This window comes from Oceanobacillus sp. FSL W7-1293, from assembly GCF_037969815.1.
GTDB classification, from domain to species: Bacteria; Bacillota; Bacilli; order Bacillales; family Amphibacillaceae; genus Oceanobacillus; species Oceanobacillus oncorhynchi.
This window is the reverse complement of sequence record NZ_CP150212.1, coordinates 2,583,721-2,604,680: the sequence shown is the minus strand read 5'-3', so window position 1 is coordinate 2,604,680 and position 20,960 is coordinate 2,583,721. Positions and strand designations below refer to the sequence as shown.

Here is a 20,960-nt window from a genome sequence, read left to right as displayed (position 1 = left end):
AACAAAGCGATAAATAAGCGAGTTACCTGTCTGTTATTAGATGGGCAGCTCGCTTATTGTATGAATATACTTTTTTAATGAAGGTAAAAGCATTATGCTTTGATAAGCCTATGGCGAATCTTTATAGGCATCTGTCACTTCTTTTTAGGTATTTGCGTATATTGTTAGGGAATAAGGGGTGATGGAGAATTGGCACAGGCAGAAGGGTATAAAAACGGCCGTATTAATATTATATTAAGTGAGAATACACCGCAATCCGGCGCGAATCTCCGTGTAAAAAAACAAAAGCATTCGCCGCTTGAAATCGTCGATAAAGAATTTGCATCGTTTGTCGGGTTAAATGATTTAAAAACGTCCATTAAAGAGATTTATGCAAGTATTCTTATCAATGAAAAGAGAAAGGAAGAAGGATTAAAAAGCACGAAACAGGTTCTTCATATGCTGTTTAAGGGAAATCCGGGAACGGGAAAGACAACGGTAGCCCGGAAATTAGCAAAGCTTTATCATGATATGAATATCCTCTCAAAAGGGCATTTTATAGAGGCGGAGCGTGCTGATTTAGTCGGAGAATATATCGGCCAGACAGCGCAAAAAACAAGAGCAGTTATTCAGAAGGCGATGGGCGGTATTCTGTTTATTGATGAAGCTTATTCATTATCCCGCGGCGGAGAAAAGGATTTTGGTAAAGAGGCGATTGATTTGCTTGTGAAGCATATGGAAGACGGACGGGAAGATATGGTTCTCATCCTTGCTGGTTATCCGCGTGAAATGGACCGGTTTCTTTCGATGAATCCCGGCCTTGAATCCCGCTTTCCATTTATTTTAGATTTTGATGATTACTCTGTGGATGAATTATTGAATATAGGAAATCGCATGCTGAGTGAAAGACAATATCAATTATCAAAACAGGCGGAATGGAAGTTTCGCAATCATTTGGCAAAAAAACTGCGGGAAGATAATTATAATTTTTCGAATGCGAGATATGTACGAAATATAATTGAAAAAGCAATCCGGCTGCAGGCGGTCCGGCTGCTAACCTCTGATAAATTGGTATCCAGGGATTTAATTGTTTTAACAGATCAGGATTTGTTGCTAGAATAGAAATAATGGGAATGATAATAGTAAAAACTATTTTAAGAAAGAGGTAGGCTATGACAGTAGAAAATGTATTAGTAATTGCGGTTAACCAATCCGAAAGATCTGAACGTCAATTCCAGTCTTCTTTAGATGAGCTTGTTTCTTTATGTAAAACTGCAGGAGGGCAGGTTCAAGGCGTTATCACACAAAACAGGGAACGTATCCATCCAGCAACCTATATCGGTGAAGGAAAGCTTCAGGAAGTTGCTCAGATCGTTCGTGCAGAAGAAATTAATTTAGTGGTAGCTAATAATGAGCTGTCGGCTGGTCAGGTTCGCAATTTAGCAGATACGCTGGATGTTCGTGTCCTGGACCGAAGTCAATTGATATTGGATATTTTTGCAATGCGTGCACAAACGAAGGAAGGGAAGCTCCAGGTCGAGCTGGCTCAGTTGGAGTATTTGCTTCCCCGTTTGCATGGACAAGGGGCTAATCTATCCAGACTTGGCGGCGGAATCGGGACAAGAGGCCCTGGGGAGACAAAATTGGAAACAGACCGCCGGCATATCGAAAGAAGAATCTATGATATCAAGCGCCGATTACAGCTGGTTGTAAAGCAGCGGGATCAATATCGGAAGCGCAGACGATCAAACGATGTTTTTCAAATAGCGATTGTCGGATATACGAATGCGGGGAAATCAACGATATTTAACCGGTTGACAAACAGCCGCTCATTAGAAGAGGATCAATTATTTGCGACATTGGACCCGCTCACGCGCCGTATTCAATTTCCCGGCGGCCTGAAGAGCTTGATAACAGATACAGTCGGGTTTATCCAGGATCTCCCGACGGCCCTGATTGCTGCGTTTAAATCAACACTGGAGGAAGTGACAGAAGCAGATTTTCTTCTTCATGTGGTTGATATTTCAGACCCGGATTTATTACAGCAGCAGGAGACTGTCCGCAAATTATTGCAGGAATTAGATGCCGGCCACATTCCGGTATTGACCGTGTATAATAAAAAGGATCAGCTGGAAGCCGATTTCTTTTTGGCAAACCAATTCCCTAATATTCAAATCAGTGCGTTAGAGGAAGAAGACTTACATGCATTATTAATCAAAATGGAAGAAGTATTAAAAGAAGAATGGGATTTATTTGACATTGTGTTAGATTCAAGTGAAGGAGATTTGTTGTACCAGCTTCAGTCAGCAGCGTTAGTTGTCAAAAAAGAACTGCTGGAGGAAACGAACCAATTTCATGTGCAGGGCTATGTCAGAAAAAATCATCCATTTCACCGATTTGTAGAGGAGAAGTAAACGATGCAAGCAGAATCACTTATAATAGAAGCAGAAAAAGATTGTTTAGAAGGTCACCAGTATATTCAAAAGATTGTAGAGAAAAATCAGCAGCGTGTTTTGGAGGCCTTCCGAAATCATCGGATTAGTGACGCACACCTGCAAGGGACGACAGGCTATGGATACGATGATTTAGGCCGGGAAGGCTTAGAAGCTGTATATGCGCAGGTTTTCGGCGGAGAGGATGCCGTTGTGCGTCCGCAGATTGTTTCGGGCACACATGCTATTACAACAGCTTTATTCGGTATCCTCCGCCCGCAGGATGAGCTTGTTTATATTACGGGGCATCCATATGATACCTTGGAGGAAGTAATCGGGAAGCCCGGCAAAGAAGAAGGATCGCTTGCTGATTTTCAAATTGGGTATCGTGAGGTTGCCTTAAAAGAAACAGGGGAAATTGACTTTGAAGCGATAAAAAGCAGCTGGACAAAGCAGACGAAAGTTATTGCTATCCAGCGTTCAAAAGGTTATGATGCCAGACCTTCCTTCACGATTAGTGAAATAAAAGAAATGGTGGATTTTGTGAAAGCCATTGATCCATCCGTTATCGTATTTGTTGATAATTGCTATGGGGAGTTTACAGAAACAAAAGAACCGCTGCATGTCGGTGCCGACTTGATTGCCGGTTCACTCATTAAAAACCCAGGCGGCGGATTAGTCCGGGCAGGAGGATATATTGCAGGCCGTCAAGACCTGATCCATTTATGTGCAAACCGTCTGACAGCTCCTGGTCTGGGCAAGGAAACAGGAGCTTCTCTCGGTATGCTTCAGGAAATGTATCAGGGTTTCTTCATGGCGCCGCATACTGTAGGGGAAGCCTTAAAGGGCGCCTTGTTCACAGCGCGTTTTCTGGAGCTGGCCGGGTTCCGGACAGCCCCGTCCTATCACGAAAAAAGAACAGACCTGATACAAACAGTTACTTTTCATACAGCGGAGGAAATGATTGCTTTTTGTCAGGCGATTCAAGAGAACTCTCCTATTAATTCTTATGTTACACCTTATCCGAGTGAAATGCCGGGATATGAAGATGAAGTGATTATGGCAGCAGGAACGTTTATACAAGGGGCGAGCATCGAGCTGTCTGCGGACGGGCCTATCCGTGCTCCATATACAGCTTATGTTCAGGGCGGTTTAAACTATACGCATGTGAAAATTGCCATTATCGAAGCAGTAAAAACATTGAAAAATCAAGGTTTTATTTCTTAGTGAGAGGGTAAAAACAAGTATGGAATAATTTATATGTTAAATAACCTAACATTTAATTGACATTAAATCTGACATCCATTATACTGAATGTATCATATAAAGAAGGGGGTCATCTTTTGAATGATCAAGACCGTCGTTCAATGCCCTTATTCTCAATAGGAATAGTTATGAAATTAACCGAACTGACTGCGAGACAAATTCGTTACTATGAAGCAAATGATTTAATTGCTCCCGAGCGGACAAAAGGAAATCAGCGTCTATTTTCATTTAATGATGTAGACAGGCTGCTTCAAATCAAGGATCTCTTAGACAAAGGATTAAATATGGCTGGCATCAAGCTTCTGCTGGATGAAGAAAACAAAGAAACCCCGGAAGAAGCACCGAAGAAAGAGAAAAAAACGCCGGCTAATTTAACGGATAAAGAGCTTAGAGGAATCTTGAAAAATGAATTAAACGAAGCGGGAAGGTATGGAAAAGCCAGCATGAGGCAAGGAGAACTGGCACGCTTTTTTATAAAGCATTAACATCAGGTTAAAAGAGTTTTCGCTGCAAAGACAGTGTAGTGGAGGTTTTCTTTTCATACTTAAATGAATTTTTAGGAGGAGAACAAATGGCTAAGAAATTAACCAGAGAAGAAATTATTACACAGATTAAAGAGGAGAATGTACGTTTTATCCGCCTGCAGTTTACAGATATGCTCGGAACCATTAAAAACGTTGAAATTCCTTTAAGCCAGCTTGACAAAGCATTAGATAATAAAATGGCTTTTGACGGGTCCAGCATCGAAGGGTTTGTCCGTATTGAAGAATCAGATATGCTCTTACATCCTGATTTGGATACATTCATTGTATTCCCTTGGACTTCTGAAAAAGGAAAAGTGGCGCGTTTTATCTGTGATATCTATAATCCGGATGGTACTCCTTTTGCAGGCTGCCCGCGTTATAACCTGAAACGCAACCTGAAAAAAATGGAGGAACTAGGATTTGATGCATTTAATATTGGTGCGGAGCCGGAGTTCTTCTTATTCAAATTGGATGAAAACAGAGAACCTACACTGGAATTGAATGACCACGGCGGTTATTTTGACTTAGCGCCGACAGACCTTGGTGAAAACTGCCGACGTGATATTGTATTAGAGCTGGAAGAAATGGGCTTTGAAATTGAAGCATCCCACCATGAGGTTGCCCCTGGACAGCATGAAATTGATTTTAAATATTCGGATGCAGTGAAGCATGCAGACGATATTCAAACCTTCAAGCTGGTAGTAAAAACCATTGCCAGAAAGCATAATTTACACGCTACATTTATGCCGAAACCATTATTCGGAGTGAATGGCTCAGGAATGCATGTAAATATGTCTCTTTTCTCAGGAAAAGAAAATAAATTTTACGATACAAAAGGTGAGTTAGAACTAAGTCAGACAGCTTATCAGTTTATCGCCGGCATTATTGATCATGCGACAAACTTTACAGCAATAACAAACCCTACGGTCAACTCTTATAAGCGTCTTGTACCTGGATACGAAGCGCCTTGTTACGTGGCGTGGTCTGCATCTAACCGCAGCCCGCTTGTCCGTATTCCGAGCTCACGCGGTTTAAGTACTCGTGTAGAAGTACGAAGTGTTGACCCGGCTGCTAACCCGTATATGGCATTATCCGTACTGTTAGCTTCTGGCTTAGACGGCATTAAGAGAAAATTAGACGTGCCAGAATCTGTTGACCGCAACATTTATGTTATGAATAAAGCAGAGCGCGAAGAGAATGGTGTGAAAGATTTACCGTCTACTTTAAAAGAAGCAATGGATTTGCTTGAGCAGGATGAAGTGCTTGTTGAATCTTTAGGCGAGCATTTATTCGAACACTTTATTGAAGCAAAAGATATTGAGTGGGATATGTTCCGCACAACTGTGCACCCATGGGAGCGCGAGCAGTATCTGACGAACTATTAAGTCAGACGTAAAGAAGTATTATCTCTTAAACTTTTAATAAATAACAGCTATTTAGATACTGTGCATAGACTTTTTGTTCTAGCACAGTGTCTTTTTTTGTGAAAGGGAAAGATTTTGGATGCATGGAATAATTCGAAAAAATATGATAGAACAGCGTTTTATTGCTCTTGGTAAATAAAGACACACAAGCAGGTTGAAGCATGAACTGCTTGTGTGTCTTTATTTTTTCACTTTTGATTCCTGCGATATAAGATAAATCCAGTTCCGGCTAAAACAGGTGTAGCTATAGAGAGAGCAAGAATAAAACGAAGCGCCGTCTGATCAGAGAAGTGAGAGGAAATGTAAATGGATTCTATACCTTCGCCCTGACATTGTATGCGGTCAAAATGAGAGTACTCGCCATCGTTAGTAAAAAGATGAGTTACCTCTGTATCTGAAAAGGTGACTTCCGTATTTTTAGAATCCAAAGAAACTTTTTCCCTATCCTTTTCTGTCATGCACCGCACTTCATTTGTGTTAGTTGTTGCCGGGTAGGCCCAAATTTCTGTGGTTTTCCGGTTATCTGCCGGTGAGAAGGGTTCATTTATTTCTAGTTCATTTGCTGTTAAATCTCCTGGGAAAGCTGCTTTTTGATATACTTTCCAAATACCTAACGGACCGACTATAATACAAAGCATGCAAGATATTGCAAGTAAGGAGGTGACTTTTTTGGCATTTTTCATAACTAAAACACCTTTCTGTCAGTAGATAGCTGTTATACGTTTGCATAACGGGATTTGTTTCAAAAAAAGCATCGCATGAGAGCGGAATTTCACTCCTATGCGATGCTTTGTGCTTTTGTATTATTGATGGCCTCTTACGGCTGCAGAAGGGAAAGTTAAATTGGATTCATCTTCTGTGAAAAACTCTTTGTACAGCGACTGAATCGCTTTTTCCAAATCAACTGCGTGAACACCAAACATCATGGATACTTCTGAAGAGCCTTGGTTAATCATATCAATATTGATACCCGCTTTAGCAAACGACGCGGTAGCTTTAGCGGCTACGCCAATTGTGTTTACCAGTCCTTCTCCGACCACCATAACAACAGCCAGATCACGATGAATACTTACGGTATCCACATGCAATTCATTGCGGATACGGTCGATAACAATCTGTTCCTTTTCAGGTGTGAAAAGATGATCTCTGAAAATAACAGACATATCGTCAATTCCAGAAGGTGCATGCTCGAAGGAGATTCCTTCATCTTCAAAAATATTTAACAGCTTTCGGCCGAACCCGACTTCCCGGTTCATCAGGAATTTACTGACGTACAAGCTGCAGAAGCCGACGTCGCTTGCTATGCCTACTACACATTGGTCAGTGGAATCTCTTTCTGCAACTACCATTGTGCCGGGCGCTTCCGGGTTATTGGTATTTTTGATACAGACCGGGATTTCTTCTTTAAAAGCCGGGATAAGCGCTTCGTCGTGAAATACAGAAAAGCCGGCATACGATAATTCCCGCATTTCCTTATATGTTAAAACAGTAATATCTTTAGGATTTTCCACGAAGTTTGGATTTACCGCAAAAACAGAATCAACGTCTGTGAAATTTTCGTACAAGCTTGCTTTGGTTCCGGCAGCTAAGATAGCTCCGGTAATATCCGAACCGCCCCGTGAAAAGGTGACTAAATCATTATTTTCGGAATAACCAAAGAATCCGGGAACAACAGATACACCGTCACGTTCTCTTAGTTTATAAATTCTGGAAAAGCTTTCAGGAAGTAATTGAGCATTTCCAGGTTCATTACTGACAAAAATTCCTGCCTCTTTTGGATTGACATAGCTTGCGTTTAGGCCTAAATGCTTTAAATAAGCACTTACGATTTTAGCAGAACTGTCTTCACCGATGGATTTTAAAGCATCAAGCTGTGCCATAGGTGATATATCAAATTGAAGATACTTTTCAATGGTTTGCTGAATATCTTCTAAAATAGACTGGCCAAGGCCTAAATCCTCTATTATTTCTTGAAATCTGGCCATGATGTTTTGTAACTGCAAATCATAATCTTGATTTTGCTGTTTTGCATAACAAAGCTCGATTAATAAGTCTGTCATTTTTACGTCATCTGAGAAGCGTTTCCCTGGTGCAGATACAACAATTACTTTTCGGGAGGAATCAGACTTAATGATATTCGCTACCTTTTTAATCTGTTTTGCATTTGCTACAGAACTTCCTCCAAATTTTGCTACTTTCATTTACATGATACCCCATTTCAAAATTCCCACTATAAACTAGCTATTTTAGTTACGAAGATTTTTAGTGCGTGGTATTTTTTATTTTTACTAATATAACATATTTTCTGTTAAATTAAAGAGGAAAATGAAAAAAAGAAAGAAAAATAACGAAAATACCGTTTTTATTCTCTTTGCTGGACAAATGTTTACCATTTTAGGCCATTTGGAAGGAAAAGCAAGTGTTTAGTAAGGATGAATCAAAATTCATTTTTAGTATTACTGCAAGCATGAACAGTGTAGCGGAAATGTAGTTTAAATGAAAAAATCCCGTTTCAATGAAACAGGATAAATCAGCTCGCTGATTCCTTTTCTTGACTGCGCTTCTTCCTGTCTCTGTAGACAATAAAGCCGCCAAGAAATAACAGACCGCCGAGAAAAAGAATCAAACCAACAATAAATTGAATGCTTCCAAAAATAAAAATCGGGTAAAATGTATCAAAAAGCGTATCCCGCATCAATTTAATACCAAAAGCTGCAATCACCCCTGGAATAAATAGGATGATTAAAGCGAGGTTTCTTTGCATAAAAACTCCTGCTCCTTTATAGATATACTTGCAATCATTCATCAATCTTCTGCCCGTTCAGATGCCTCTTTAATTTCTTAAAACTTCATTATAAGTATATCAAAATACGTCGAAAAATAGAAATAGAATTCATTTGCTAAATTATGCATGGTATCGTATGATTAAACTGTGCAAATAAATTCAAGGTGGATGAAAAGTATGAAGCAAATTCTGATAGTCGGCGCTGGTAAAGGTGGTACAGCATTATTCCGCCTGTTTAAAGAAACAAAAAGCATGCAGATTTGTGCAATCGTTGACAAGGAAGCAGACGCTCCTGCTATGAAGCTTGCGGAAGAAATGGATGTTCATACAAGTACAGAGTGGAAAGATTGGATTCACCATGACATTGATATTGTAATTAACGTAACAGGCGAAGAGGAATTATTTGAAAAGATGATTGAGCTGTTTCCAAGAAAGACAATTATCATCCCTGGTTCTGTAGCCAATATTATTTATGAATTAATTCATGAAAAAACTGTTTTAACAGATGAAGTAAAAGTACAGGCGAGCCGTTTGGAATTAATTTTAAACCATATGAATGACGGCATGATTGTTGTCAATAAAATGGAACAGGTTCAGCTGTTGAATCGCCGGGCGGAACAAATTCTCGGCAAAAAAGAAAAAGACTACAAAGGGAAGCATATCAAAGATTTACTCAAAACAAGCCGTTTATCTCACGTGTTAAGGAGTCAAAGAAAAGAGTTAAACCAAAAGACAATTTTAGATAATGGCAAGAAAGTGATTGCTTCACGAATCCCCATTATTAATAAAACAGGAGATTTAGTGGGAGCCTTTGCTGTTTTCAAAGACATTACGGAAGTAGTGCAATTAGCAGAAGAAAATACCGATTTAAATGAAATCAAAACCATGCTGGAAGCCATTATTAAATCTTCGGATGAGGCAATCAGTGTGGTGGATGAGCATGGAAAAGGCTTAATTATTAATCCCGCCTATACGAGAATCACTGGTCTGACCGAAGAGGAAGTAATAGGGAAGCCGGCAACAGTAGATATATCTGAAGGGGACAGTGTGCACATGAAGGTTTTAAAAAACCGGCGTGCTGTTCGCGGTGTACATATGAAGGTCGGACCGTCAAAAAAAGATGTTATCGTTAACGGGGCGCCGGTGATTGTACAAGGAAAGATAAAAGGCAGTGTCGGCGTGCTCCATGACGTCAGTGAATTACAATCTGTGACAAGGGAGTTAAAGCGTGCCAGACAAATCATCCGTAATTTGGAAGCAAGGTATACATTCGATGATATTATTGGTAACTCATCCGAAATGAAGCTTGCTTTAGAACAGGCAAAAGTAGCTGCCAAAGCACCGGCTATTGTTCTTTTGAGAGGGGAAACCGGCACCGGCAAAGAATTATTCGCCCATGCAATACACCATGAAAGTGATCGGAAATTTAATAAATTTATTCGTGTGAACTGTGCTGCATTGTCAGAACCAATGCTGGAAAAAGAACTGTTTGGTTCGGCAGAGGAGCAGGCAGAACAGCTGATAAAAAAGGAAGGTCTGTTTGAACAGGCGAACAATGGAAGTATTTTTCTTGATGAAATTGGTGAATTATCTTTATCAATCCAGGAAAAATTAATCTATGTGCTCAAGGAGAACAGAGTCACTCCAGTCGGCGCATCCAATTCGGTGCCTGTTGATGTCCGTGTGATTGCCGGAACGAATACGAATCTGGAGAAGGCTGTGATGAATGAGAAATTTCGTGAAGATCTTTATTATCTCATTAATAAACTTCCGATATCCATTCCATCGCTGAAGGAGAGAGAAGAGGATATCCCTGAGTTGGTGGAGCATATCATCCATCAGCTGAACGAAGAATATGGAAAAAATGTGCAAAGGATATCGGATGAAGCGTTAAAAAAACTAATGACATATCATTGGCCGGGGAATGTCAGGGAAATGGCTAATGTTATCAGTCATTCCATGATATTTATCGGCAACATGGAGGAGCAGATTGAAGTATCTGATTTGCCTAAATTGCAAACGAAGGAAATGACAGCAGGGCCGGATATGGTACAGACAGATAAACCGTTAAAATTACAGGAAGCGTTAGATCGTTTTGAAAAAAAATACTTGCAGGAAGTGTATCTGCAATGTAATAAAAACAAGACAAAGACAGCAAAAGCGTTACAAATATCTGTCCGCAATCTGTATTATAAGCTTGAAAAATATCAGCTTGAATAAAATGCCCTGCTCTGCAATATTTTGCAGGGAAGGGGAAACGTAAATTGGGAATACTGACAAATGTATCACAACAACCTGCCTAAAAGGATTAATGATCTGTTTGTCAGCTAAAATAAGCACTTAAGAATAGTGAAACAGGATGTATTACAGGAGGGGTTAAGATGGAAATCTTCAGTTACTTAGAAAAATATGATTATGAACAGCTACTTTTCTGTCAGGACAAACAATCGGGGCTAAAGGCTATTATTGCCATTCATGATACGACATTAGGACCTGCATTGGGCGGAACCAGAATGTGGACGTACCAGTCAGAAGCAGAAGCAATCGAAGACGCATTGCGGTTAGCTCGCGGAATGACATATAAAAATGCAGCAGCAGGCTTAGATCTCGGCGGCGGAAAAACAGTAATTATCGGAGATTCCAAAAAGGATAAGAATCCGGAAATGTTCCGTGCGTTCGGCCGTTATATCCAAAGCTTGAACGGCAGATACATCACTGCCGAGGACGTGGGCACGAATGAATCAGATATGGATCAAATTGCGCTTGAAACAGAGTATGTGACCGGTTTATCCTCCTACAGCGGAACTGCCGGCAACCCTTCTCCTGTTACAGCGTGGGGAATTTATCAAGGGATGAAAGCAACTGCAAAAGAAGCTTTCGGATCAGAATCATTAGAGGGCAAAGTGGTTGCAGTTCAAGGCGTCGGAAATGTTGCTTACAGTTTATGTGCATTATTGCATGAAGAGGGCGCAGAGTTAGTAATTACAGACATTAATAAGGAAGCAGTAAAGCGGGCGCAAAATGATTTTAATGCCCAAGCTGTTGACCCAGATGATATTTATGATGTGGAATGCGATATTTACGCTCCTTGTGCGCTGGGTGCTACTATTAATGATCATACGATCCCAAGACTGAAAGCCAAAGTAATAGCAGGTTCTGCTAATAATCAGCTGCAGAGCCATGAACATGGGGATATCCTTCATCAAAAAGGAATTTTATATGCTCCTGATTATGTGATTAACGCCGGCGGAGTAATTAACGTTGCCGATGAATTAGTTGGTTACAACCGTGATCGCGCACTGCAAAATGTGCAGCGCATCTATAAAAATCTGGAGCAGGTCTTTGCCATTTCCAATCGTGATCAAGTCCCAACCTATATTGCGGCTGACCGTCTGGCCGAAGAAAGAATTCAAGCAAAACAACAATCACGCAGCCAGTTTCTTACAAATGAACGAAATATTTTAGATCGCAGGCGATAGATGTTAATACATGCTGCAGATTTGGAAAAGCGGCATATTGGAGGGTATTTTGTGAATCAACGTGGTCGTATTTTAGTGATCTACCCCGACTTGTATTTCACCACGATCGGTGTATTTGAAGGAAATCATCTTTTATATCAGCAAAAAATTTCGCATAACGAAGAGGAACTGCATCGTTTTGAACAGCTGATGGAGCAAGTTTCGTACAGGAAGCAGGCTATATTTGAACAGCTGGATTTGGATGGAATGAATACATCGCGTTTTATAAGTGTGTGCGGCCGGGGCGGGCTATTGCGTCCAATCAGTGGTGGAACGTATAAAGTGAATCATGCGATGCTATATGATTTAAAGACAAATGCTTACGGGGAGCATGTATCGAATTTGGGTGCTGTTTTGGCGTATGAAATTGCGGAGAATTTAAATATACAAGCATATATTGTTGACCCGCCGGTAGTAGATGAACTGCAAGCCATTGCAAAATATACAGGTATTCCGGAAATTGAACGAGCCAGCATCTTCCATTCGCTGAATCACCGTCATGCTGGCAGAATTGCGGCGAAGCAAATTGGTGCAGCCTACCATTCGCTAAAGCTTATTTCGATTCATATTGCAAGAGGGATTACTATCGCCTCCCACCATACCGGCAAAATTATTGATGTCACCAATGGGGTGGACGGGGAAGGTCCATTTACCATTGACCGGTCTGGGAGTGTACCGTTAAAGGGCTTCCTGACCTATCTATCTGAACAATATACTCCAGATGAAGGTTTTCTATGGAATCATGTCCAGCAGGATGGCGGGATCAAAGCATACCTGCATACAGAGGATCCTTCTATCATCCGTTCCAGGCTGATGAAAGAAGATCAGCATACAAAGGAAGTAATTGAGGCGCAGGCATACCAAATCGCCAAAGAAATCGGGGCAATGAGCACGGTATTGCACGGGGAAGTAGACGGAATCGTTTTTACTGGAAAAATCAAAGAAAATGATTTTGTTATTGATGCGATTATTCCAAGAGTCAATTGGATTGCAGATGTGCTGGTGTTTCCTGGGAAGAATGATTTAGAAGCGATGAATGAAGGTGTGTTAGAGGTTTTGAACAATACCCAGAAAGAAAAGATATATGTTGCAGAGGAGGCAAATTAGATGGCAACAGAGTACGATTTAGTCATTTTAGGCGGCGGAACAGGAGGCTATGTTGCTGGTATCCGCGCCAGCCAATTAGGCATGACAGTGGCGATAGTAGAGAAATCCGAGCTGGGAGGGACCTGCTTACATAGAGGCTGTATACCTTCTAAAGCATTACTTCGCAGTGCAGAGGTTTTTCAGCAGACAAAAAAAGCAGATATATTTGGAGTTGAGGTGAATGAACCAACCTTAAACTTTTCAAAAGTACAGCAGAGAAAAAATGCGGTTATTGAACAGCTGCACAAAGGCGTTCAAGGATTAATGAAAAAAGGGAAAATCGATGTCTATCAAGGATTTGGCCGTATCCTGGGACCAAGTATCTTTTCTCCCATGCCTGGAACCATTTCTGTTGAATATGAAAATGGAAATGAAAATGATATGCTGCTTCCAAAAAATGTTTTAATCGCGACCGGTTCGCAGCCGAATACATTACCTGGTCTGGACTTTGACGGTGAGTACATTATCAGCTCAAATGAAGCTTTAGAAATGAAGGACCTGCCTGAATCAATGCTTATTGTAGGCGGCGGAGTTATTGGCATCGAATGGGCCTCCATGCTGAACGATTTTGGAGTTGATGTAACCGTCTTGGAATTTCAAAAGCAAATCTTGCCGACAGAGGATAAAGATATCGCAAAAGAAATGGAAAAACAGTTGAAAAAAAGAGGCGTCAAGATTATAACCGGAGCCAATGTTCAGACGGATGCAATAGAAAAAAATAACGGTATTGTATTAGAAGCAATGATTGGTGATACAAAAGAACGTTTTGAAGCGGACAGACTGCTTGTATCTGTCGGCAGAAAAGCAAATATCGAAAATATTGGCCTGGAGAATACAGATATTCAAATTTCTAATCATACGATTGATACAAATGAGTTTTACCAAACCAAGGAATCTCATATTTATGCTATTGGCGATGTTATCGGAGGAATGCAGCTGGCTCATGTGGCTTCCCACGAGGGGATTACTGCTGTGGAACATATGGCAGGAGAGCATCCTCAAAAGATAGACTATCAGGCGGTATCAAGCTGTATATATGCAAGTCCGGAAGCTGCAAGTGTCGGTTTGACAGAAACGCAGGCTAAAGAAGAAGGATATGAGCTTGTCATCGGGAAGTTCCCCTTCAAAGCAGTTGGAAAAGCACTGGTTTATGGAGAATCAGATGGTTTTGTCAAAATAATGACAGATAAAAAAACACAGGATTTGATTGGGGTTCATATGATTGGCCCGCATGTGACCGATATGATATCAGAGGCTGGATTAGCAAAAGTGCTTGATGCAACGGCATGGGAAATCAGTCAGACCATTCATCCGCATCCATCCTTATCAGAAGTTATCGGGGAAGCCGCGCTGGCAGTCGACGGGATACAAATTCATGGGTAAACTAGCTGAGCAATCCGCATGATGTCATCATGTGAAATGGCTGAAGGAGGGAAAAATAATGACAGAAACATCTTGGGAAAATGTAAGTAATGAGATGGCTTTAGAAATGTTTGAAATGATGTTGTTAGCAAGAAAGATGGATGAAAGAATGTGGTTGTTAAACCGCTCGGGGAAAATACCATTTGTCGTTTCCTGTCAAGGGCAGGAAGCAGCACAGGTTGGAGCGGCTTTTGGTCTGGATCGTACGGTCGATTATACCGCTCCTTACTATCGGGATCTGGGTCTCGTATTAGGCTTTGGAATGACAGCAAAAGAATTAATGTTATCTGCCTTTGCCAAAGCAGAGGATCCAAATTCAGGCGGACGTCAAATGCCAGGTCATTTCGGACAGAAGAAAAATCGTATTTTAACTGGTTCTTCTCCAGTAACAACGCAGGTCCCTCATGCCGTTGGCGTCGCATTGGCGGCGAAAATGGATAAAAAGGAGATTGCGACCTTTGTGACATTAGGAGAGGGCTCCTCTAACCAGGGCGATTTTCATGAAGGATTAAACTTTGCCGGTGTTCATCAGCTTCCGGTGATTACTATGGTGGAAAATAATAAGTATGCAATTTCTGTCCCGTATGATAAGCAGGTAGCCAGCAAAACAGTTTCAGAGAGAGCATCATCTTATGGCATGCCGGGAGTTACTGTGGATGGAAATGATCCGATAGCTGTTTATCAAACCGTAAAAGAAGCGAGAGAAAGAGCAGTAAATGGCGAAGGGCCGACACTGATTGAAGCCGTAACCTATCGTTTTACTGCTCATTCCAGCGATGATGATGACAGTGCTTACCGTGAAATGGATGAAGTGAAAGAAGCTAAAAAGAAAGATTCCATATTTACCTTTGCTGAAAAGCTAAAAGAAAAGAACATAATGGATAAGGCAAAAGAAAAAGAAATACATGACAAAGTTAATACACTTGTGAACGAAGCAACAGAATATGCTGAAGAAGCCCCATATGCAGCTCCAGAGGATACGTTGAAGTATGTTTATGAGGAATTGGATAAGGGAGGGGAATAATCATGCCTGTGATGTCTTATATACAAGCAATTACAACAGCTTTAAAGGAAGAAATGCAAAGAGATGAAAATGTCTTTATTCTTGGAGAAGATGTAGGGAAAAAGGGCGGTGTATTTAAAGCAACGGACGGGTTGTACGCTATGTTTGGCGAAGAACGTGTATTAGATACGCCATTAGCGGAATCAGCAATTGCCGGAGTTGCTATCGGTGCAGCTATGTATGGAAAGCGTCCGATTGCTGAGATGCAGTTTGCAGATTTCATTATGCCTGCGGTCAACCAGATTGTTTCCGAAGCAGCCAAAATACGCTATCGCTCCAATAATGATTGGGATTGTCCGATAACCATCCGTGCTCCATACGGCGGCGGGGTACATGGTGCTTTATATCATTCCCAATCAGTAGAAGCATTGTTTGCGAATCAGCCGGGATTGAAAATTGTTATGCCGTCAAATCCGTATGATGCGAAAGGATTATTAAAGGCATCTATCCGTGATAATGACCCTGTTCTATTTTTTGAACATAAACGCGCGTATCGTCTGTTAAAGGAAGAAGTTCCAGAAGAGGATTATGTTCTGCCGATTGGTAAAGCAGATGTGAAAAGAGAAGGAGACGATATTACCGTCATCACTTATGGTCTTTGTGTTCACTTTGCATTGCAGGCCGCAGAAAGATTAGCAGCAGATGGTATTGATGCACATATCCTTGATTTACGTACGGTATATCCATTAGATCAAGAAGCGATTATAGAAGCAGCCAGCAAGACTGGAAAGGTTTTACTTGTTACAGAGGATAATAAAGAAGGAAGTGTAATGAGTGAAGTGGCTGCAATTATTTCGGAAAACTGCTTATTTGATTTAGATTCGCCTATCGAGCGCCTTGCAGGTCCGGATGTTCCGGCAATGCCTTATGCGCCGTCCATGGAAAAATACTTTATGTTAAATCCAGATAAAGTGGAAAAAGCAATGCGCGACCTTGCAGAATATTAATTGGAGGTAGAAATATGAGTGTGGAAAAAATGACAATGCCTCAGCTTGGTGAGAGTGTAACAGAGGGAACGATTAGTACCTGGCTGGTTTCCGTCGGAGATCAAGTGAATAAATACGACCCGATTGCTGAAGTGATGACGGATAAAGTAAACGCCGAAATCCCATCTTCTTATACAGGTACAATAACAGAGCTTGCTGCAGAAGAAGGGGAAACAGTAGAAGTTGGTTCCCTCATTTGTTATATAGAGACAGAGCAAGCCGCTTCAGAGGATGCAGAAGCAGTTCCTGAAAAAGAAACAAATACAGTGGAAAAGGACGCAGCTGAGCAAGCTGAAGATACAGACAGCTCTATGAAAAAAAGATATTCACCGGCAGTACTGCGTTTATCTCAAGAGCACAGCATTAATTTGAACCAAATCGAAGGAACGGGCAGAGGCGGAAGAATTACCAGAAAAGATGTGGAAAAACACATTGGAAGCAGTACCGCTGCACAAGAAGAACCAAAACCTTCACAAGACAAGAAATCCGAAACTGCTGCTGTAAAAGAAACGCCTGCTCCGCAAAAAGAAAGTATCCAAAGCGCAGCCGGAGATATTGAAATTCCTGTAAAAGGTGTCCGGAAAGTAATTGCAGAGAATATGGTCCGGTCCACACAGGAAATCCCGCATGCCTGGATGCAGGTGGAAGTAGATGTTACGGATTTAGTAAAATACCGTAACAATGTCAAGGAATCATTTAAACAGCAGGAAGGCTTTTCTTTAACGCCTTTTGCTTTCTTTGTAAAAGCGGTGGCGCAAGGTTTAAAAGAATATCCTGAATTAAACAGCATGTGGGCTGGAGATAAAATTATTCAGAAAAAGGATATACATTTATCCATTGCTGTAGCAAAAGACAAGGAATTATTTGTTCCAGTGATTAAGCATGCAGATGAAAAAACGATTAAAGCCATCGCCCGTGATATTACTACCTTAGCGTCAAAAGCGCGTCAGGGTAAGCTGTCACCGGAGGATATGCAGGGAGGCACATTTACTGTCAACAATACGGGCTCCTTTGGTTCGGTCTCGTCGATGGGAGTAATCAATTCTCCGCAAGCGGCGATTCTGCAAGTCGAATCCATTGTAAAACGGCCGGTCATTATCAATGATATGTTTGCTGCCCGCGATATGGTGAATTTGTCGCTTTCCTTAGACCACCGTATTTTAGACGGTTTAGTATGCGGAAGATTTTTATCCCGTGTAAAAGAAATCCTTGAGGGGATGAATGACTCATCTGTATCCCTTTATTAAGCGGAAACGAATAAATTGAATTTTTAACCGCTAGCTGATAAGCTATAACTATATTTTAAGTAAAAAGGGTGAAGTACAATGGATTTCGATTTATTTATGCAGGATGTTGTTAACGTTGCAAGAACAGATATAACAGAATCAGGTTACGAGGAAGCACGTACAGCAGAGGAAGTAGATGCCGCGCTGACTCGTGAAGGAACTACACTTGTCATGGTGAATTCAACATGCGGCTGTGCCGGCGGTGTAGCCCGTCCAGCAGCAGGGAATGCGATTCATTATGATAAGCGTCCAGATCATTTAGTAACGGTGTTTGCCGGACAGGATAAAGAAGCGACCGAGCAGGCAAGAACTTATTTTGAAGGATATCCGCCATCCTCTCCTTGTTTCGCATTGCTTAAGGACGGAAAAATCCTTAATATGGTAGAGCGGAATGAGATTGAAGGACATAGCGCCATGGAAGTATCTGCGAAGCTTCAAGGCCTGTTTGATCAATATTGTGAAGAAGTATAAGAGGTATTAAGAGGCTGTCATCTGGCAGCCTTCTTTGTGTCTGTTAAAATTTATCAGGAGGTCCATAAAGGGTGAAAATAGGATATCGTACCCTAAAAACTGCAATTGGTACGCCAATTGCTATCTCGTTAGCACAATGGGTTGGTCTTTCAAATTTTATTTCCGCAGGGATATTAACGATTCTCTGCATTCAGCCGTCAAGAAAGTCTTCCTTTCTGAGCGCCTGGCAGCGGTTTATTGCATGTACGGCAGCTGTTGTCTTTTCATGTGTTATTTTTGAATTGATTGGTTATCATGCACTTTCTATATTTTTGCTGCTTCTTTTATTTATCCCGGCAACAGTAGCATTGAAAGCAACTCCAGGGATTGCCTCGAGTTCCGTCGTGATGCTGAATCTATATGGTTCCGGAGGCGTAACACTTTCTCTGGTTGGAGAACAGTTTGTTCTGATTACAATTGGCCTTGGAGTAGGGCTTTTACTGAACATTTATATGCCGAGCTTAGATAATAAATTAAAGAAACTGCAAACCCAGCTGGAAAAGAACTTCAGCCGTGTTTTATATGAATACTCCTTATATATCCGGGATGAAAACGACGCGTGGCAAGGAAAAGAAATAGCAGCTACAGAGGATATTCTGGCTGAAGCAAAACAATTAGTCATCCGGGATAAAGATAACCATTTATTACGAAATGAGCATACCTATTATAATTATTTTAGGATGAGAGAAAGACAGTTTGAGCTGTTGAAGAAAATGCTTCCGCTTGTTACGCATCTTCCAAAGACAGATCATATTGCCCTTGAGATTGCAGATTTCTTTGAGCGATTATCTAAATCCGTCCACCCAGGAAATACAGCAATTACTTTTTTAGAGCAGTTGAAAGAATTAAAGCGGGAATTTCACGCGGAGGAGCTGCCGGAAACGAGAGAAGCGTTTGAAACAAGGGCGCACTTATTTCAATTATTACATGAAATAGAAGAATACTTGATAATAAAAAATAAATTCAAGAAAAGTGACGTAACGCCTTGGAAGAAAAGGAAAAAAGATGCTTAGCTTTTCCTTTTTTACATAAGATTGGAACCATATCAAAAGGCTGTGCCAAAATGAAATAATCATTTTGGCACAGCCTTCTATTTTTAAACAAATGCAGCCAGTCCAGCTGTAATTGCTGAAATAAGCATTAGAGCGACCATGAAATAGATAATAATTTTCGTGCGGCGTTCGCGTTTTGAACGCTTTTTTTGCACGGATTGCTTTGCTGCCATGAAATATCCCCCTTTAGAATCCGATATCATCTACCGCTATTTTAACGTGAAATGATTCATCCGACAAGCTAATCGTATGGTTTTTCTCAAAATGTTCTTCCGGATTTGAATTAACGGATGAGGGAAACAGAGATTCCAATTCATTCTACTGTAAAAAAAAGAGAAAATATAGTAGCCTAGAAGGTAGGAGGTTACGCAAATGAGTGTGAATGAAGAAAGATTAGTTAATGAATTTTTAGAACTTGTGCAGGTAGATTCTGAAACAGGTTTTGAAAGTGAGATAGCATCGGTTTTAACCAAAAAAATGGAAGCTCTAGGTGTGCAGGTGGAAGAAGATAATGCAAAAGAGCAGACAGGTCATGGTGCAGGAAATTTAATTTGTACATTGCCTGCAACTAAAGACGGCGCGGATGCTATTTATTTTACTTCCCATATGGATACGGTTGTTCCCGGGAAGAGTATACATCCAATTATTAAAGAAGGCGTGATTTCTTCAGAGGGAGAGACAATTCTAGGTTCAGACGATAAAGCAGGCTTAGCTGCCATGTTTGAGCTGATTAAAGTGCTTCAGGAAAATAACATTCCTCACGGCCAGATCCAATTTATTATTACTGTAGGAGAAGAATCTGGCCTGGTAGGCGCTAAAGCGTTAGATTCCTCGAAGTTAGATGCGCGTTATGGATATGCGTTAGACAGTAATGGAAACGTTGGTGATATTGTTGTGGCTGCACCTACGCAGGCGAAAATCCATGCAACCATAACCGGCAAAACAGCACATGCTGGATTGGAGCCGGAAAAAGGTGTTTCTGCCATTACGATTGCCTCTAAAGCTATTTCTAAAATGCCTTTGGGGCGTATTGATAAGGAAACAACTGCTAATATCGGACGCTTTGAGGGCGGCAAACAGACAAATATTGTTGTAGATCATGTAGAAATTTTAGCAGAGGCACGTTCTCTGTCTGAAGAGAAGATGGAAAAACAGGTCGAGAAAATGAAGTCAGCTTTTGAAGAAGCTGCTGAAGAGCTTGGCGGTTCCGCTGAAGTGAAGATAGCAATCGCTTATCCCGGCTATCATTTTAAAGCGGGAGACCAGGTGGTTGAGGTTGCCAGAAAAGCTGCAAAAGCAATCGGCAGAGAAAGTAAATTAGAACAGAGCGGCGGAGGCAGTGACGCCAATGTGATTGCCGGGTATGGAATCCCTACCGTTAATCTGGCAGTTGGTTATGAGGGGATTCATACGACCAATGAGCGGATTAAAGTGGAAGATCTTGTGAAAGTAACAGAATTTGTTGTGGAGATTGTTAAAATCGCAGCAAAATAAGATAAAGCTTCCATTCTTGGAGCGGCTTTCTGTGAAAAAGGAGAATGCATTCCATGATGGAGTGTGTTCTTCT

The 20,960-nt window shown here is 41.0% G+C and carries 19 protein-coding genes; 15 read left to right on the top strand and 4 right to left on the bottom strand.

The window, feature by feature from the left end:
- Positions 1-228: 228 nt before the first annotated feature.
- The 5 genes from spoVK to glnA all read left to right on the top strand — a co-directional run bounded on the left by spoVK (position 229) and on the right by glnA (position 5,586).
- Positions 229-1,101 (top strand): stage V sporulation protein K, encoded by an 873-nt coding sequence (spoVK, locus tag MKY65_RS12835; protein ID WP_339185239.1) that lies wholly within the window; start codon positions 229-231, stop codon positions 1,099-1,101.
- Positions 1,102-1,151: 50 nt separating this feature from the next.
- Positions 1,152-2,393 (top strand): GTPase HflX, encoded by a 1,242-nt coding sequence (gene hflX, locus MKY65_RS12830; RefSeq protein ID WP_339177397.1) that lies wholly within the window; start codon positions 1,152-1,154, stop codon positions 2,391-2,393.
- A 3-nt stretch (positions 2,394-2,396) separates the two neighbouring features.
- Positions 2,397-3,638, top strand: a complete 1,242-nt coding sequence (locus MKY65_RS12825) for a methionine gamma-lyase family protein (protein WP_339177394.1) — start codon at positions 2,397-2,399, stop codon at positions 3,636-3,638.
- Positions 3,639-3,754: 116 nt separating this feature from the next.
- Complete coding sequence (locus MKY65_RS12820) at positions 3,755-4,162, top strand: MerR family transcriptional regulator (RefSeq protein WP_042534297.1); 408 nt, start codon at positions 3,755-3,757, stop codon at positions 4,160-4,162.
- An 86-nt stretch (positions 4,163-4,248) separates the two neighbouring features.
- Positions 4,249-5,586 carry a type I glutamate--ammonia ligase gene (gene glnA, locus MKY65_RS12815; protein ID WP_042534295.1) on the top strand — a complete coding sequence of 446 codons (1,338 nt, stop codon included), beginning with the start codon at positions 4,249-4,251 and terminating at the stop codon, positions 5,584-5,586.
- 227 nt (positions 5,587-5,813) lie between these two features.
- Here the strand turns inward: glnA and MKY65_RS12810 are convergent, their stop codons facing one another.
- The 3 genes from MKY65_RS12810 to MKY65_RS12800 all read right to left on the bottom strand — a co-directional run bounded on the left by MKY65_RS12810 (position 5,814) and on the right by MKY65_RS12800 (position 8,389).
- Positions 5,814-6,308: a hypothetical protein gene (locus MKY65_RS12810; protein WP_339177388.1), complete on the bottom strand. Its 495-nt coding sequence runs from the start codon at positions 6,306-6,308 to the stop codon at positions 5,814-5,816.
- A gap of 120 nt (positions 6,309-6,428) precedes the next feature.
- Complete coding sequence (locus MKY65_RS12805; protein ID WP_339177387.1) at positions 6,429-7,826, bottom strand: aspartate kinase; 1,398 nt, start codon at positions 7,824-7,826, stop codon at positions 6,429-6,431.
- A gap of 329 nt (positions 7,827-8,155) precedes the next feature.
- Entirely contained in the window at positions 8,156-8,389 is a 234-nt protein-coding gene (locus tag MKY65_RS12800; protein WP_339177385.1) for a DUF2627 family protein, read from the bottom strand.
- 198 nt (positions 8,390-8,587) lie between these two features.
- Between MKY65_RS12800 and MKY65_RS12795 the strand changes: the two genes are divergently transcribed.
- The 9 genes from MKY65_RS12795 to MKY65_RS12755 all read left to right on the top strand — a co-directional run bounded on the left by MKY65_RS12795 (position 8,588) and on the right by MKY65_RS12755 (position 19,354).
- Positions 8,588-10,630: a sigma 54-interacting transcriptional regulator gene (locus tag MKY65_RS12795; protein WP_339177383.1), complete on the top strand. Its 2,043-nt coding sequence runs from the start codon at positions 8,588-8,590 to the stop codon at positions 10,628-10,630.
- A 161-nt stretch (positions 10,631-10,791) separates the two neighbouring features.
- The gene (locus MKY65_RS12790) at positions 10,792-11,889 is read left to right on the top strand and encodes a Glu/Leu/Phe/Val dehydrogenase (protein ID WP_339177382.1); all 1,098 of its coding nucleotides are present in this window, start codon (positions 10,792-10,794) and stop codon (positions 11,887-11,889) included.
- 51 nt (positions 11,890-11,940) lie between these two features.
- Complete coding sequence (gene buk / locus MKY65_RS12785; RefSeq protein WP_193062232.1) at positions 11,941-13,035, top strand: butyrate kinase; 1,095 nt, start codon at positions 11,941-11,943, stop codon at positions 13,033-13,035.
- Complete coding sequence (gene lpdA / locus MKY65_RS12780; RefSeq protein ID WP_339177380.1) at positions 13,036-14,457, top strand: dihydrolipoyl dehydrogenase; 1,422 nt, start codon at positions 13,036-13,038, stop codon at positions 14,455-14,457.
- A gap of 58 nt (positions 14,458-14,515) precedes the next feature.
- A complete protein-coding gene (locus MKY65_RS12775; protein ID WP_339177378.1) occupies positions 14,516-15,520 on the top strand; it encodes a thiamine pyrophosphate-dependent dehydrogenase E1 component subunit alpha in 1,005 nt (334 codons plus the stop codon).
- A gap of 2 nt (positions 15,521-15,522) precedes the next feature.
- The gene (locus MKY65_RS12770) at positions 15,523-16,506 is read left to right on the top strand and encodes an alpha-ketoacid dehydrogenase subunit beta (RefSeq protein ID WP_193062226.1); all 984 of its coding nucleotides are present in this window, start codon (positions 15,523-15,525) and stop codon (positions 16,504-16,506) included.
- Positions 16,507-16,520: 14 nt separating this feature from the next.
- Entirely contained in the window at positions 16,521-17,792 is a 1,272-nt protein-coding gene (locus MKY65_RS12765; protein ID WP_339177376.1) for a dihydrolipoamide acetyltransferase family protein, read from the top strand.
- A gap of 78 nt (positions 17,793-17,870) precedes the next feature.
- Positions 17,871-18,302, top strand: a complete 432-nt coding sequence (locus MKY65_RS12760) for a BrxA/BrxB family bacilliredoxin (RefSeq protein ID WP_339177374.1) — start codon at positions 17,871-17,873, stop codon at positions 18,300-18,302.
- Positions 18,303-18,373: 71 nt separating this feature from the next.
- Complete coding sequence (locus MKY65_RS12755) at positions 18,374-19,354, top strand: aromatic acid exporter family protein (protein ID WP_339177372.1); 981 nt, start codon at positions 18,374-18,376, stop codon at positions 19,352-19,354.
- Between the two features lie 83 nt (positions 19,355-19,437).
- On the opposite strand, the gene MKY65_RS12750 is transcribed toward MKY65_RS12755, so the two are convergent.
- Entirely contained in the window at positions 19,438-19,566 is a 129-nt protein-coding gene (locus MKY65_RS12750; protein ID WP_193062207.1) for a DUF4044 domain-containing protein, read from the bottom strand.
- A 199-nt stretch (positions 19,567-19,765) separates the two neighbouring features.
- Between MKY65_RS12750 and MKY65_RS12745 the strand changes: the two genes are divergently transcribed.
- Positions 19,766-20,887: a M20/M25/M40 family metallo-hydrolase gene (locus MKY65_RS12745; protein ID WP_339177369.1), complete on the top strand. Its 1,122-nt coding sequence runs from the start codon at positions 19,766-19,768 to the stop codon at positions 20,885-20,887.
- Positions 20,888-20,960 lie beyond the last annotated feature (73 nt).